General features: G+C 54.8%; 15 protein-coding genes. 4 read left to right on the top strand and 11 right to left on the bottom strand.

The genetic code is table 11. From position 1 onward, the window contains the following. Positions 1-18 precede the first annotated feature (18 nt). The 7 genes from mhpT to OGX86_RS15200 all read right to left on the bottom strand — a co-directional run bounded on the left by mhpT (position 19) and on the right by OGX86_RS15200 (position 7,581). Positions 19-1,230: a 3-(3-hydroxy-phenyl)propionate transporter MhpT gene (mhpT, locus tag OGX86_RS15230; protein WP_286640265.1), complete on the bottom strand. Its 1,212-nt coding sequence runs from the start codon at positions 1,228-1,230 to the stop codon at positions 19-21. A gap of 69 nt (positions 1,231-1,299) precedes the next feature. After that, positions 1,300-2,313: a 4-hydroxy-2-oxovalerate aldolase gene (mhpE, locus tag OGX86_RS15225; protein ID WP_001013515.1), complete on the bottom strand. Its 1,014-nt coding sequence runs from the start codon at positions 2,311-2,313 to the stop codon at positions 1,300-1,302. Then, positions 2,310-3,260, bottom strand: a complete 951-nt coding sequence (mhpF, locus tag OGX86_RS15220; protein WP_286640264.1) for an acetaldehyde dehydrogenase — start codon at positions 3,258-3,260, stop codon at positions 2,310-2,312. The genes mhpE and mhpF overlap by 4 nt, the downstream gene beginning before the upstream one ends. Then, a complete protein-coding gene (gene mhpD / locus OGX86_RS15215; RefSeq protein ID WP_048226352.1) occupies positions 3,257-4,066 on the bottom strand; it encodes a 2-keto-4-pentenoate hydratase in 810 nt (269 codons plus the stop codon). Before mhpD ends, mhpF begins: the two co-directional genes overlap by 4 nt. A gap of 9 nt (positions 4,067-4,075) precedes the next feature. After that, on the bottom strand, positions 4,076-4,942 hold the full coding sequence (gene mhpC, locus OGX86_RS15210) for a 2-hydroxy-6-oxonona-2,4-dienedioate hydrolase (protein WP_048214822.1): 867 nt from the start codon (positions 4,940-4,942) through the stop codon (positions 4,076-4,078). Between the two features lie 28 nt (positions 4,943-4,970). Continuing rightward, positions 4,971-5,915, bottom strand: a complete 945-nt coding sequence (mhpB, locus tag OGX86_RS15205) for a 2,3-dihydroxyphenylpropionate/2,3-dihydroxicinnamic acid 1,2-dioxygenase (RefSeq protein WP_032942486.1) — start codon at positions 5,913-5,915, stop codon at positions 4,971-4,973. A gap of 1 nt (position 5,916) precedes the next feature. Next, a complete protein-coding gene (locus tag OGX86_RS15200) occupies positions 5,917-7,581 on the bottom strand; it encodes a bifunctional 3-(3-hydroxy-phenyl)propionate/3-hydroxycinnamic acid hydroxylase (protein ID WP_286640263.1) in 1,665 nt (554 codons plus the stop codon). A gap of 191 nt (positions 7,582-7,772) precedes the next feature. On the opposite strand from OGX86_RS15200, the gene OGX86_RS15195 reads away from it, so the two are divergent. Continuing rightward, positions 7,773-8,585: a DNA-binding transcriptional regulator gene (locus tag OGX86_RS15195; protein WP_048226474.1), complete on the top strand. Its 813-nt coding sequence runs from the start codon at positions 7,773-7,775 to the stop codon at positions 8,583-8,585. A gap of 135 nt (positions 8,586-8,720) precedes the next feature. Next, on the top strand, positions 8,721-9,023 hold the full coding sequence (locus OGX86_RS15190; RefSeq protein WP_003830918.1) for a putative quinol monooxygenase: 303 nt from the start codon (positions 8,721-8,723) through the stop codon (positions 9,021-9,023). 235 nt (positions 9,024-9,258) lie between these two features. On the opposite strand, the gene OGX86_RS15185 is transcribed toward OGX86_RS15190, so the two are convergent. From OGX86_RS15185 to OGX86_RS15175, 3 genes are all read right to left on the bottom strand, one after another. Then, a complete protein-coding gene (locus OGX86_RS15185) occupies positions 9,259-9,816 on the bottom strand; it encodes a hypothetical protein (protein WP_241176675.1) in 558 nt (185 codons plus the stop codon). A 239-nt stretch (positions 9,817-10,055) separates the two neighbouring features. Continuing rightward, positions 10,056-10,532: a cold-shock protein gene (locus OGX86_RS15180; RefSeq protein WP_003830914.1), complete on the bottom strand. Its 477-nt coding sequence runs from the start codon at positions 10,530-10,532 to the stop codon at positions 10,056-10,058. Between the two features lie 86 nt (positions 10,533-10,618). Further along, the gene (locus tag OGX86_RS15175; protein ID WP_003021350.1) at positions 10,619-10,864 is read right to left on the bottom strand and encodes a YmjA family protein; all 246 of its coding nucleotides are present in this window, start codon (positions 10,862-10,864) and stop codon (positions 10,619-10,621) included. Positions 10,865-11,247: 383 nt separating this feature from the next. Here OGX86_RS15175 and OGX86_RS15170 point away from each other — a divergent pair, with 383 nt between their 5' ends. Both OGX86_RS15170 and OGX86_RS15165 read left to right on the top strand, forming a co-directional pair. Next, on the top strand, positions 11,248-12,024 hold the full coding sequence (locus tag OGX86_RS15170; RefSeq protein ID WP_103015000.1) for an MBL fold metallo-hydrolase: 777 nt from the start codon (positions 11,248-11,250) through the stop codon (positions 12,022-12,024). A gap of 18 nt (positions 12,025-12,042) precedes the next feature. After that, positions 12,043-12,993 carry a GlxA family transcriptional regulator gene (locus OGX86_RS15165; protein WP_286640262.1) on the top strand — a complete coding sequence of 317 codons (951 nt, stop codon included), beginning with the start codon at positions 12,043-12,045 and terminating at the stop codon, positions 12,991-12,993. Here the strand turns inward: OGX86_RS15165 and OGX86_RS15160 are convergent. Then, entirely contained in the window at positions 12,990-13,598 is a 609-nt protein-coding gene (locus tag OGX86_RS15160) for a class I SAM-dependent DNA methyltransferase (RefSeq protein ID WP_231912267.1), read from the bottom strand. The two genes, OGX86_RS15165 and OGX86_RS15160, sit on opposite strands and share 4 nt — an antisense overlap. Between the last annotated feature and the right edge of the window lie 22 nt (positions 13,599-13,620).

Below are 13,620 nucleotides of genomic sequence, written 5' to 3'. Positions count from 1 at the left end.
CCACAACCGGATGAATGCTTAAGCACCGCTGGTCGGGATCGGCATCTGCGATTTGCGGCTCATCAGAATAAATACCGCCAGGCCTGCCAGCAAAATGCCCGGCGCAGAAGCCGCCATCACCCCTACCGTTCCGGTACCGAGCGCTAACATTTTCCCTGCCAGCAGCGGACCGCTCATCGCCCCCAGACGCCCGACTGCGACGGCGGTTCCCACGCCTGTGGCGCGGATCTGCGTGCTGTAAAACAGCGGCGCCAGCGCATACAACACACTTTGCCCGCCGGTGGCGAACATCCCCGCCACAAATCCCGCCATTAGCATGCCGCTCAATGACGACACCGTACCCAGCGCCAGCAGTGAAGCCAACATCCCGGTGTAGATCAGCAGCGACATCACCACCGGGCGCAGTTTATCCATTAACGCCCCGAGAATTAACGTGCCGCTGGCCGCGCCAATTTGCAGAGCAAACATTACGCCTGCCGCCTGCGATGGCCGAAAGCCCTGCTCCACCAGCAGCATCGGCAGCCAGTTGATCAGCATATACACCACCAGCAGGGTGAAGAAATAGCACAACCACAGCAGCAGCGTGGCACTCGCCGTCGCTGGCGCAAACAGGGCGCGCAACGGTGCGGCGGCCACCTGCGTTTGTTGGGTATAAACCTGAGATTCCGGCAGCCAGCGCATCAACAGCGGCACCAGCAGCAGCGGGATCACCCCGCCTACCCAGAACACCGTTTGCCAGGCGGAGGCCAGGCCGCTAAACCCGAGCGCTGCCGCCAGCGCCGCGCCAATCGGCACACCGCAGTACATCAGGCTCACCGCCGTACCGCGAAAACGCGGGCCCGCCGCCTCGGAAGTCAGCGCGATCAGATTCGGCAACGCCGCGCCCAGCCCGACGCCGGTCATCAGACGGGCAAACACCAGCGATGAGAAATCCCAGGAAATCGCCGTCGCCAGCGAGAACAGGCCGAACAGCGCCACAGAGGCAATGAGAATACGCTTGCGGCCATAGCGGTCGGCCAGCATGCCGCCCACCAGCGCGCCGGGCAGCAGCCCGAGAATGCCCGCACTGAAGATCCAGCCCATCTGCATTTTATCCAGCGCAAACGCGTGGGCGATACCGACGGCAGCGATACCGGCGGCCTGTAAATCCAGCCCTTCCATCAGGGCAACTAAAAAGCAAAGCCCAACGGTCAACGTCAGGCGGTAAGATGCGGGGGTACGGGTCGTCATAAGATGTCCCTCTGAGGTCACGATGCAGGTGAATCGCGGCTGATACGTTGCCAGCCGCGTAATCATTTTTTATTTGCGGTTGCGCAGGTCCAGCGCTACGTCGACGATCATATCTTCCTGGCCGCCCACCATTCGACGTTTGCCCAGTTCCACCAGAATATCTACTGCGCTCAGGCCATAACGTGCTGCCGCCACTTCGCAATGACGCAGAAAACTGGAGTACACCCCGGCATAGCCCAGCGCCAGCGTTTCACGATCCACCCGCACCGGGCGGTCTTGTAGTGGACGCACTAAATCGTCGGCGGCGTCCATCAGTGCGTAGAGATCGGTTCCGTGCTGCCAACCAAGCTTATCCGCAGCGGCGATAAATACCTCCAATGGTGCGTTGCCCGCGCCTGCGCCCATCCCTGCCAAGCTGGCGTCGACACGGTCACACCCCTCTTCTACTGCGGCAATCGAGTTCGCCACCCCAAGACTCAGGTTGTGGTGCGCATGCATTCCGGTTTCTGTTTCCGGCTTCAGCACCGCTTTCAGTGCGCGGAAGCGGGCGCGAATATCGCTCATATTCATTGCGCCGCCGGAATCGACCACATAAATACAGGTCGCGCCGTAGTTTTCCATCAGCTTCGCCTGCTGTGCCAGGTTCTCCGGTGTGGTCATATGGCTCATCATCAGAAAACCGACGGTATCCATGCCAAGCTCACGCGCATACTGAATATGCTGGGCCGACACATCCGCTTCAGTGCAGTGGGTCGCCACGCGCACTACCCGTGCGCCGGCCTGATATGCATTTTTCAGGTCATGAATAGTGCCGATACCCGGCAGCAACAGCGTGGCAATTTTGGCATGCTTCACCACGTCCGCCGCCGCTTCAATCCACTCCAGGTCGCTGTGCGCACCAAAGCCGTAGTTAAAGCTGGAACCTTGTAAACCGTCGCCGTGGGCCACTTCAATAGAATCAACCCGTGCGTCGTCCAGCGCTTTGGCTATCTGGCGCACATTCTCCAGCGAATATTGATGACGAATAGCGTGCATACCGTCGCGCAGGGTCACGTCAGAGATATAGAGTTTTTTACCGTTCATGCTGCTTCTCCTGCCTGACGAGCGAGGGACTGCGCCATCTTCTCAGCGGTCGCCAGCGCGCTGGAGGTCATAATGTCGAGGTTGCCCGCGTAGGCTGGTAAATAGTGCGCCGCGCCTTCCACTTCCAGATACACCGCGGTTTTCAGCCCAGAGAACTGGCCGATACCCGGCAGATTCACCGGTTTATCCTCCGGGATGACTTCAAACTGGACACGCTGTTTCAGGCGATAGCCCGGCACGTAGGCCTGCACCGCCGCCGCCATCTCATTAATCGACGCTTCAACTTCAACCTTAGAGGCCGCTTCGCTCAGCACATACACCGTGTCACGCATCATCAGCGGCGGCTCGGCCGGGTTAAGGACAATAATGGCTTTGCCTTTTGCCGCGCCGCCGACCACTTCAATCGCCTTCGAGGTAGTTTCGGTAAACTCGTCGATATTGGCACGGGTACCCGGCCCCGCCGATTTACTGGCGATCGAGGCGATAATCTCGGCGTAATGGACTTTTGCCACGCGAGAAACTGCCGCCACCATCGGGATGGTCGCCTGTCCGCCGCAGGTCACCATATTGACGTTCTGCTGATCAACGTTGGCTGCCAGATTCACCACCGGCACGCAGTACGGGCCGATTGCCGCGGGCGTCAGGTCGATCAGGCGGATGCCAGGTTTAACGGCGCGTAACGCGGCGTCGTTCTTCACATGCGCGCCTGCGCTGGTGGCATCAAACACGATGTCGATGTCGGCGAATTCCGGCATGGCGATAAGCCCTGTCACCCCTTCATGGGTGGTGGCAACGCCCATGCGCCGGGCACGCGCCAGACCATCTGATTCCGGATCGATACCGACCATCACCGCCATTTCCAGATGCACGCCGTGACGCAGAATTTTTATCATCAAATCGGTACCGATGTTGCCGGAGCCGATAATGGCGACTTTACGCTTACTCATGACTGACTTCCTTTTGTAACCGCCGCTGAAAAGGTGGCGGCGACTGAACCAATACCGTCGATATGGGCTTCGAAACGATCGCCCGCATTCACCGCCACCATCGGACCTAACGCTCCGGTGAGAATAATGTCTCCGGCACGCAGCGGCTCGCCGAGGCTGGCCATTTTGCGCGCCAGCCAGACGGCGGCGTTGATCGGATGTCCCAGGCATTCGCTGCCGCGCCCGCTTGAGACCTCTTCGTTGTTGCGCGTCATTTTCATCGCGCAGTTTTTCAGATCTAATCCTGCCGGACGCTGTGCCGGACCGCCGACCACATACACGCCACAGGAGGCGTTATCCGCCACGGTATCAACAAATTTGATCGACCAGTCGCGGATACGGCTGCCGACCACTTCCAGCGCGGGAAGTACCCACTCTATGGCGTTGTAAAGCTCGTCAAAAGTGGTGTCGGTATTGGGCAGATCGCGGTTCAGCACCAGCGCAATTTCGGCTTCAATACGCGGTTGCAGAACACGGGAAAACGGGATGGTGTCGTTATCGCCATAGCACATGTCAGCAAACAGCGTGCCGAAATCCGGCTGATCGACACCCAGCTGTTGCTGCACTTTCGGGTGCGTCAGCCCCACTTTGCGCCCGACCACGCGACGGCCGCGCGCCACGTCGTACTGCACGTTGATGCGCTGAATGGCGTAGGCCGCTTCGGCGTTATCCACACCAATCAATTCACGCAGTGGGGCGATGGCTTCCCCTTTTTCTTCAGCCTGACGTAAATCGGCGGCTAGCTGCTCAAGATTACGATTCGTCATGTCCGTTCCTTAAGGGCGAGTGAGGAAATTCAGCACCAGTTGGTTAAAGGCATCCGCATGTTCCCACTGCGCCCAGTGCCCGCAGTCGCGGTAGATGTGCAGTTCAGAACCGGCAATCCCGGAAAGCAGGCGCAGACCGGCATCCATCGGCACAAAGCGGTCATTGCGTCCCCAGACAATCAGGGTCTGGGCTTTGATTTCACCCAGACGCGGGCTGAAATCCGGGAACTGTTTCGGGTTGGCCTCCAGACTCTGGACAAAGTTTTCCAGGTGATCGCGGCGCGACAGCATGTTATTCAGGCGCGCCTCAAACAACGCCTCGGTCAGGTCGCTGGTGTCGAAGACAAAGATCTCCATCATCAGCTTCAGGTTCTCGATGGTCGGCTCACGATACAGCTGATTCAGGCGCTTGATACCTTCGGTCGGCATCGGGGTAAACAGGCTCATGCCGCCCGTTCCGCCGCCCATTAATACCAGTTTGCCCACGCGCTCCGGCCAGCTCAGGGTAAACGCCACAGCACTGTGACCGCCCATCGAGTTACCCAACAGGTGGACTGTTTGAATATCCAATTGATCGACCACGCTTTTCAGGATGCGGGCGTTGAGATCGGATCGCGAACCGCGGTTAACGATCCCATCGCTTTTGCCCCAGCCAGGACAATCCAGCAGGATCACCCGGTATCCGGCCTGTACCAACGGATCGATATTACGGCTGAAGTTTGCCCAGCCCGTCGCGCCAGGACCAGAGCCATGCAACAGCACGACGGTCTCATCGCCCTGCCCACAATCATTGAAATGCACGCGTAGGGTTTCGCCTGCTTCCTGCACCTCCAGAAAACGACTGGTAGCGGCTTCGGTTTGCGGTTGGTAAGTCATGATGTTCTCCTGCATATTCAGTTCTGTTTTAGTTCTGCGTAGTGGCGCTCAGGGAGCCGAATCCGGCGATCCACTCCGGGATCGGGCGGTAATAACGGCCTTCGCTGCGCCAGTTGCCAAAAGCAGAAATAGCGGCGAAGGCGGCAACCCAGGTTTTCACTTCGTGCGTTGATTTGCCCGCCATCGCGGACAGCTCTTCGTTACTGACCGCGTCCAGCTCCTGCAAACGCCCCTGCTCAAGCAGGGACATAAAACGGTTATCCCAGACAGGGTTAAGCGGGTGTAGCGTGTTTTGATCGACCACAAACTTCTCGGCGGCGCTGATCACCCGCTGCTGGCGCAGCTCGCGCTCGTTTTCAGGTAACTGTTTGCCGCTGCCGAGCAGGCGGTCACGCATATGGGCATCAGCCTTCGCCAGCTCCGGTACCGGTGGCTGATGCGACAGACCACCAGAGCCTAAAAACAGCACGCGCTTATTCAGCGAGCTGGCGAAACGGCCAATCGCTTCACCGAGCATGCGGGTACGCTGAAAGCCCGGCAGCGGCGTGGCGACGCCGTTAATAAACACTGGCAGCACCGGCACCTTATCCAGGCCGCCGAGCAAAAACTCCAGCGGCTGCGCGAAGCCATGATCGACCTGCATGTTGTAGGACACGGCGAGATCGATACCGCTTTTCATTACCGCGTGGGCGCAGGCTTCAGCGAGATCTGTCGGCACCGGTAATTCCCCCGCCGCGCTACCAAAATCGCCGATCGCCGTAGCGCCAACGCCTAAACAGAACGGCGGCATCACGTCGTAGAAAAATCCGTTGTAGTGATCGGGGGCAAACAGCACGACCAGTTCAGGTTCGAACGCCGCAATACGTGCCCGAGCGCTGGCGATCACGCCGTTAACCTCGTCGAGCACAGCCTGTGCCGGGTCGACATAGCCCACCAGCGGCGAGTGGGAAAGACAGTGAAGATAAGCGTGCATATCAGGCAACCTTTTCAACAGGAATGTCGGCAGTAGCGCGAGTGAGCGTCATCACCGACACCAGTTTATTCAGGGTGCTGCCCAGGGTTTGCGGAATGGCGATGGCGGCCACGAAGCGGTCCGGGCGCATGACTACCAGCGCGGCGTTGTGCTGGGCAAACCACGCGCGCAGGCGGTTTTGCGTATCGCCTATGCGGGTAACGCCGTCGTGGTTATCCTGATCGGTATGTATCTGCGTATCCGGCACGACCTGGATAAAACGCGTCCCCAGCGCCTGCCACTGTTGGATCTGCGCCTCGCTCATGCCCCATAGTGGGTTACAGCCCCAGCCAATCACCGCGAAATTCGGTCCGATGACGTTGTCGAGCAACGTCACTTCGCCCGATTCCCGCGTCACCTTCGGCTGGATAAACATCTTGCCGACCGGTGAAGTTTTCGCGTCGCCTTCACGCACCAGCGCCCCGGCGTGGTACTGCGGCATCGGCTTAAAGCGCATTTCAAGGAAGTAGCGTTTGACCGGCGGAATATAGTTCAACAGCCAGGAAACCCCATCGCGTACCGCGCCGTGCCAGCGTTTGGGCGGCGCAAGTACGTTGCCAGCGGTCACGGAGAGGTCGATCATCGCTTTGGCGTGGTCGCGGCGTTCCTGCTGGTAGGTATCCAACAGCGCATCGCCGGCTTTACCGTTAATCACCAGCGCCAGTTTCCATGCCAGGTTGAAAGCATCGCGCATGCCGCTGTTATATCCCTGACCCTGCCAGACCGGCATAATGTGCGCCGCATCGCCCGCCAGCAGCACGCGGTCAATACGAAAACGTTCGGCCAGACGAGCATTATGGGTATACACGCGCTGGCGGATCAGCTCGACGTTGTCCGGGTTCGGCAGCACTTTGCTCAGTAACTGGCGCATATTCTGCGGCTCGCTAAGCTGCGCTTCGGTTTCCCCCGGCATAACCATAAACTCAAAACGGCGCACCGCGTGCGGCAGCGCGGCAGAGACATACGGGCGCACCGGATCGCAGCACAAATACACATGCGGCGTGCTGAGCGGATCGTTGGCGATATCCACCACAATCCACTGATTCGGCGCGGTTTTACCTTCAAACGGCACGTTCAGCAAGCGTCTGACGTTGCTGCCGCCGCCGTCGCAGGCCACCAGCCACTGAGCCTTCACCGTTTCACGTTGACCGTCTGGCGCTTTCAGATTTAGCGTCACTTCGCCGTTTTGTTGGCTGAAGGCCTCCAGCTCGCGGGAGAACAGGCAGCGCACGTTGGGAAAACGCGACAACCCTTCCAACATCACCGCGTCCACCTGCGGCTGAATAAACGCATTACGACGCGACCAGCCAAATTCGTCGGTCATCGGCTGGATATCAGCAAAGCAACGGCCTTTTGGGGTGAGAAAGCGCATTGCGTGCCACGGTGTGGTGTGCGGCAAAACGTTCTCGACCAGCCCCACAGACTGCATAGTGCGCAGCGCTTCATCGTCAATGCCGATGGCGCGAGGATAGTCGATCAGCGTGTCGAGCTTCTCCACTACCAACACCTCAATGCCCATCTGCCCAAGATAGTTGGCCATCATCAGCCCTACCGGACCAGCACCGGCAATCGCCACCTGCGCGGTATGCTGCACAGCGGGTTGGATATCCGGGTTTTTTGTTGTCATTTCAGAACCTCACGACTCGGACAAAACGCAATTGCGGACCCTGGTGAGGCGCAACTTGTTTTGTTAAAAATATGTGAATAATTTTTTGTTGTGCGGTCAGTATAGAAGCGAGTTTTTGCGCTACAATCAAAACATGCCAGGATGTGCACTAAGTGCACAACGTTGTTTTACCTTTAGATTTGTCAATGAATATGAAAAATGACGAGAGCACTGAGTACAAAACCGTACGCGGATTAACGCGCGGATTAATGTTATTAAATATGTTAAACCGGCTCGATGGTGGGGCCAGTGTTGGCTTACTTGCTGAGTTAAGCGGCCTGCATCGCACCACGGTCAGACGGCTGCTGGAAACCCTGCAGGATGAGGGCTACGTCCGGCGCAGCCTGTCCGATGACAGCTTTCGCTTAACCATTAAAGTCCGCCAGCTCAGCGAGGGGTTTCGTGACGAGCAGTGGATTTCTGCACTCGCCGCCCCGCTGCTGGGAGATTTGCTGCGCGAGGTCATCTGGCCGACCGACGTTTCCACGCTGGATGTGGACGCGATGGTGGTACGTGAAACTACCCACCGTTTCAGCCGTCTGTCGTTTCACCGGGCGATGGTAGGGCGTCGTTTGCCACTGCTGAAAACCGCATCCGGCCTGACCTGGCTGGCATTTTGCCCGGAGAATGAACGGCAGGAACTGATTGAAATGCTTGCCTCCCGATCGGGAGAAGAGTTCCAGCTTGCGCGCGAACCGCTGAAGCTCAATGCCATTTTGACCCGCGCGCGAAAAGACGGTTTTGGCCAGAACTTTCGCGGTTGGGATCAGGAGGAGAAAATCGCTTCTATCGCCGTCCCCATCCGCAGCGAACAGCGGGTGATCGGCTGCCTGAATTTGGTGTATATGGCCAGCGCCATGACCATCGAACAGGCCGCGGAAAAGCATCTTCCGGCCTTACAAAAGGTGGCGAAACAGATAGAGGACGGCGTCGAATCGCAGGAGATTTTGGTTGCCGGGAGGTGAGATGGATCACAGTTATGCGGATCATCTGATTGATAGCTGGCATAACTCACTAACCGGCCGATAAAACTCTGTGACCTCTTGCCCAAAAAATATCTTCATTACATAGTGTGCATTCGTTTTCTGCCAGGAGGCTGCATGTTAAAGGTCATTGCTGAGGATTTCATCAAACCTGAGTATATTGAAACTGTTCTCCCGTTGTATCGTGAGCTAATATCGGCTACGAAGAAAGAACCGCACTGCATTGCTTACGACCTCTATATTGATGAAAAAGATCCGGGCCATTTTATTTTTATCGAAGAATGGCCAAACCACGCGGCTCTCGATGAACATTGTGCCAGCGAGCATTTCCAGCGACTTGTACCATTAATCGATCAATACACTCGCCAGGAAGCACGTTACATACTGATGGATGACGTGGTAAATCCGGCTGTCTCGTGATAATGAAGAAAGTACTGGGATTACTGTTAATTATGTTTTTGGCAGGATGCTCAACACAAGGAAAGAAAGTCTTTTACTTCACTGGTCGCTGAGGGCTTAAAGCCTCTTCGAAAGAGGCTTTAAGCTTTGCAACAATGCATCACACTGATTACAAAGCGGAATCATCACTGTTCCAGCTGTATTATTATTTAGAGTTTATACTCCATTATTACTGTTTCAGATATTAAGCGCATTTTTATGAGGCCATTTTCATCGCGGCACCAATAACTGCCATACACATACTGCTCGCAAGTAAAACAATAAACCAATATATATAATTATTAAACTTTGTAAATAACCAGACAAACCTAAGTAATGACAATGCAGCAATAGAAATAGAAGACACAAACATTGTAAATATATAAATACCAGAAATTATCCATCCTGCTTCTTCGTAAATACTCTTCATTGTAAAAATAAGGATAGATAAGTAAAATGCTGATAAAGCAAGCCCGCTCAGAAAATCATAATAATCTATGTATGTGATGTTTTTATCTTTCTGCGGAAGAGCTATAAACTTTTCAAGTTTCTCATTGTCTACTCGTGACAAAAACCGGTTAATTAGCGGAGTAAACATCACTAAAATCATCACCAAATGAATGAATAGTAAAGAAAGTTTAATTCTGTCATCAACCGATTCATTCTGTGGCCAGATAGATATTATTTCATAATCCATTTTTGCAAGGAGAAAAAAGCAAATGGCCGATGGTACATATTCAGAAGATATAGCTTTCCATATTTTTTTAAAAATCACTTATATTACCCCATTAGTTATATCGGTGAATCACTATTAGTTAACCGTGCTACTAATCTGCAAATAGTTGGCGATCATATTTATTTAATACGGATAATATATACCTATTCAGAAACGGATTGCTACCTACTAATTTTATCACTACATACCTGAATCACGTAAATTACACATATCAAAAAAAAACCGAAACCCGCTCCTGAAAAGAGCAGCGTTCCGGTTTTTATTCAGTCCGAAGGGTTTCAGACTTTAAGCAGTTTCACCGTCGCGTCGATGTCGATTTCATCTTCCGAGAAGATCAGCGTCGTGCCCTGGAAGGTAGTGATGGCCAGCTTTTTCAGCGTGCGCATTTCACCAGGCTTCACGTCTGATTTCGGTCGGATGCTGTTCATCAGCACGCCGACAGACAGCACAGCATTTTCTTTGTCGATACGGGTCTCTACAGGGACTTCTTCGCTGTAGACCAGGAATGACTTGATCGAGGTGAGCTTCAGACGCTCGCCTGCGATATAGATGTACTTGCTGTCTGGTATGACTTTTACCGCGTAGGCAGACAAGCCTTTGTTGTTGGTGGTGGGCTCAAAAGTCACCGCCGCGTCTTTCTTGATCAGCTCAGGATTAGCAACCTTAATCACATGAAAATAGCGGTTGTCGCCGTTTTCATCTTTGATAAATCCAAAGCCTTTATCTTTAAACCACGTTGTGATTGTTCCGTTCATTGCTGTTTCCGCCTGATTAAACCTATTACTCGTAGAGTATACCTACTCAATTTGCGCGCAGTGTAAAACACAGGCCATGTCTTTGGCTACTCGTTACCCCAACGATTGAGGAACTCCGCAATATCATCGATACGCTGAGCGTCGACACCTGCCACGGTAGCCATCTCCTGCTGCGCTTCTTCGCTGATCTCTTCGTTGTTCATCAAACGGGTGATCAGCTGCTGGAAGTAGTGCGCCAGCGCGTCACGTTCTGTGTCGCTCACCGGCTTTGCGGCCTCGGTAGCGTACTCGTCGGCAATATCATAATATTTTAGCGGAATGTCGTTGTTCATCAGTTGCTCCGGGGTAAATGCATGTGCCAGCAGTTGCCTGCCGCGTCTGGTGTGAATGATAGCATTCTTATTTCATGGTTCGCGATCTGTTTTATTGGTCACTATGCATTACATATATCAATAATGTTTTCTGGCACCACTTCGCATTTAATCAACCTTTCCGTATTTAAATAACAGCATTCTTATTCAGCTCGATAAAAACAACTGCGTATTAAATAACGAGCCACCAAGGAAATATTAAATTACTTTAATTCTAATTACATTATCGACATCTGTAATCCGCAGTTGGCCCAATCCCATCGCTAGTCGCCCATTTGCCCGCATTCATCTTCTGGACAACACTCTACGATGACACCACTGACCCAACACGTGGAGCAAACACCATGAACATCACGCAAATCCGTAACGCTACGCAGCACATCACTTTTGGTGGCAAAACCTTTCTGATCGACCCTATGCTGGCGGCAAAAGGTACTTATCCGGGCTTTGCCGGTACGGCACGCGCCGAGATCCGCAACCCGACCGTTGATCTGCCTGTCGATATCGACACCCTGCTCAACGTTGATGCGCTGATCGTGACCCATCTGCATGAAGACCACTGGGATGAAGCCGCGGCTCGTGTCGTGCCGAAAGACAAACCGATTTATGTGCAAAACGATCGCGATGCGCAGGTACTGCGGGAACAAGGTTTCACGCAACTGACCGTACTGACGCAAAACACTGCGCTTGGTGATATCACCCTGCGTAAAACCGGCGGCCAGCACGGTTCGGATCGCGCTTACGCCGTCCCGCAAATGGCTGAGCGTCTGGGTGATGCCTGCGGAGTAATCTTCCAGCATCCGGCGGAAAAAACGCTGTATCTGGTCGGGGACACCATCTGGCGCGACGAGGTGGAAACCAACATGCGGACTTTCCAGCCAGGCGTGGTCATTCTGAACGCAGGCTTTGCTCACGTTATCGGGTTTGGCCCAATTATCATGGGCGCGGAAGATGTGCTAAAAACCCACTTCACGCTGCCCGAAGCACAAATTGTGGCGACCCACATGGAGGCGATTAACCACTGTCTGCTGACCCGCGCGGCCTTGAAAGAGTACGCCTGCGACAACCAGATTGCGCAATTTGTTAACGTGCCGGAAGATGGCGAAACCCTGACGTTTTAAACTCCACAGAGGACTCGTATGCAACCGCTTAACGTCGCCATTGTTGCCGTGGAAGAATTCAGCCCGTTTCACTTCTCGGTGCCGTGCATTATTTTCAGTGACAAAGTGGCGGCGAAAAAGCGTTTTGAGGTGCAACTGTGCGCCGAACAGCCGGGCATCGTTTCCTCGCAGGATGGCTTCTCCATTCACGCAGCCAACGGCTATGAAGCGGTGGAGGCCGCCGACATCGTGGTGATCCCCTGGTGGGGTACCACGGCACATCGGCCACCACAAAGCCTGCTTGATGCGCTCAATCGTGCGCGACAAAACGGCGCGCAGATTGTTGGGTTATGCCTGGGTGCGTTTGTTCTCGGCTACGCCGGTCTGCTGGATGGCAAACGGGCGGCTACGCACTGGGAGTTCGAGCAGGATTTCCAGGCCCGCTTTCCGGCAGCTCATCTGGATATCAACGCGCTGTACGTGGATGACGACGGTATTATTACCTCGGCAGGCACCGCCGCCGCGCTGGATTGCTGCCTGTACGTCATCCGCCAGCGTTTTGGCAGCACTGTGGCGAATCAGATTGCCCGACGGATGATTGTACCGCCACATCGCGAGGGCGGCCAGGCACAGTTTATCGAGCAACCGGTGGCGAAAAATACCAAAGATCAGCGCATCAACGTCCTGCTCGACTATTTGCGCCAGCATCTCCATGAACCGCATAATCTTGACGAGCTGGCGCAACGGGTGATGATGAGCCGTCGCACCCTCACCCGTCATTTTATGAAGGCCACAGGGTCAAGCGTGGCCGAATGGTTGATTGCCGAGCGCCTGCGCCGTAGCCAGACGTTGCTGGAGTCCAGCCAGTTACCCGTTGAACGCATCGCCGAACAGGTTGGTTTTCAGTCGCCCGTCACCTGGCGCCAGCATTTTAAATCCCACTTTGGCGTTAGCCCGGCTGAATGGCGTAAAACCTTTCGCGGCGATTAGCCTCTTTTTTGCGCCAGCCAGATGGTGTGCCCGGTGCATTGCGGATCTTCCATCACCATCTCGACCACCGCAAAACCGTGTGCTGACAGCAGTGCGCGGTATTCATCCGGCGCGAGGCTGGCGTGAAACAGCGGCTCACCTTCAAATTGCCCCATCGCGATGCCGTTGTCCGTACCGCTGGTAAACATCAGCGCACTACCGGGATGGCTGAGGCGGTCAAAAATCGGGAACATCTTTTGCTGGTCCTGCTGAGTTAAATGGAAAAAGCTGTCCCAGGCGATCAGTCCATCAAAAGTCTCATTGAGTGCCAACTCGCGCATATCCTGTTCCAGCCAGCGCTGTGCGGGAAAAGTGTTTCGGGCCCGCGTCAGCATCGCCGGGGAACCATCAACGCCGGTAAGCTGAAAACCTTGCTGGATAAAATAACCGGCGATCGGCTGACCGTTGCCGCAGCCAATATCCACAATGCTGCCCTGCCCGCCCATCACGGAAATAAATTTATCGAGCCAGCTTTTCTCGAACAAGGTGCGCGAGCGCTGGCTGGCAAAAGCATCCGCATGGCGTCGGTAGATGGACAGAATATTTTTTGCCGCAGAATCGCTCACAATGTCCTCACTTTTTTCTTCT

The sequence above is a fragment of the Citrobacter sp. Cpo040 genome (assembly GCF_030332915.1).
GTDB classification, from domain to species: Bacteria; Pseudomonadota; Gammaproteobacteria; order Enterobacterales; family Enterobacteriaceae; genus Citrobacter; species Citrobacter portucalensis.
Note: the sequence above shows the minus strand (reverse complement) of the source record. Positions and strands in the feature narration are given on the sequence as shown.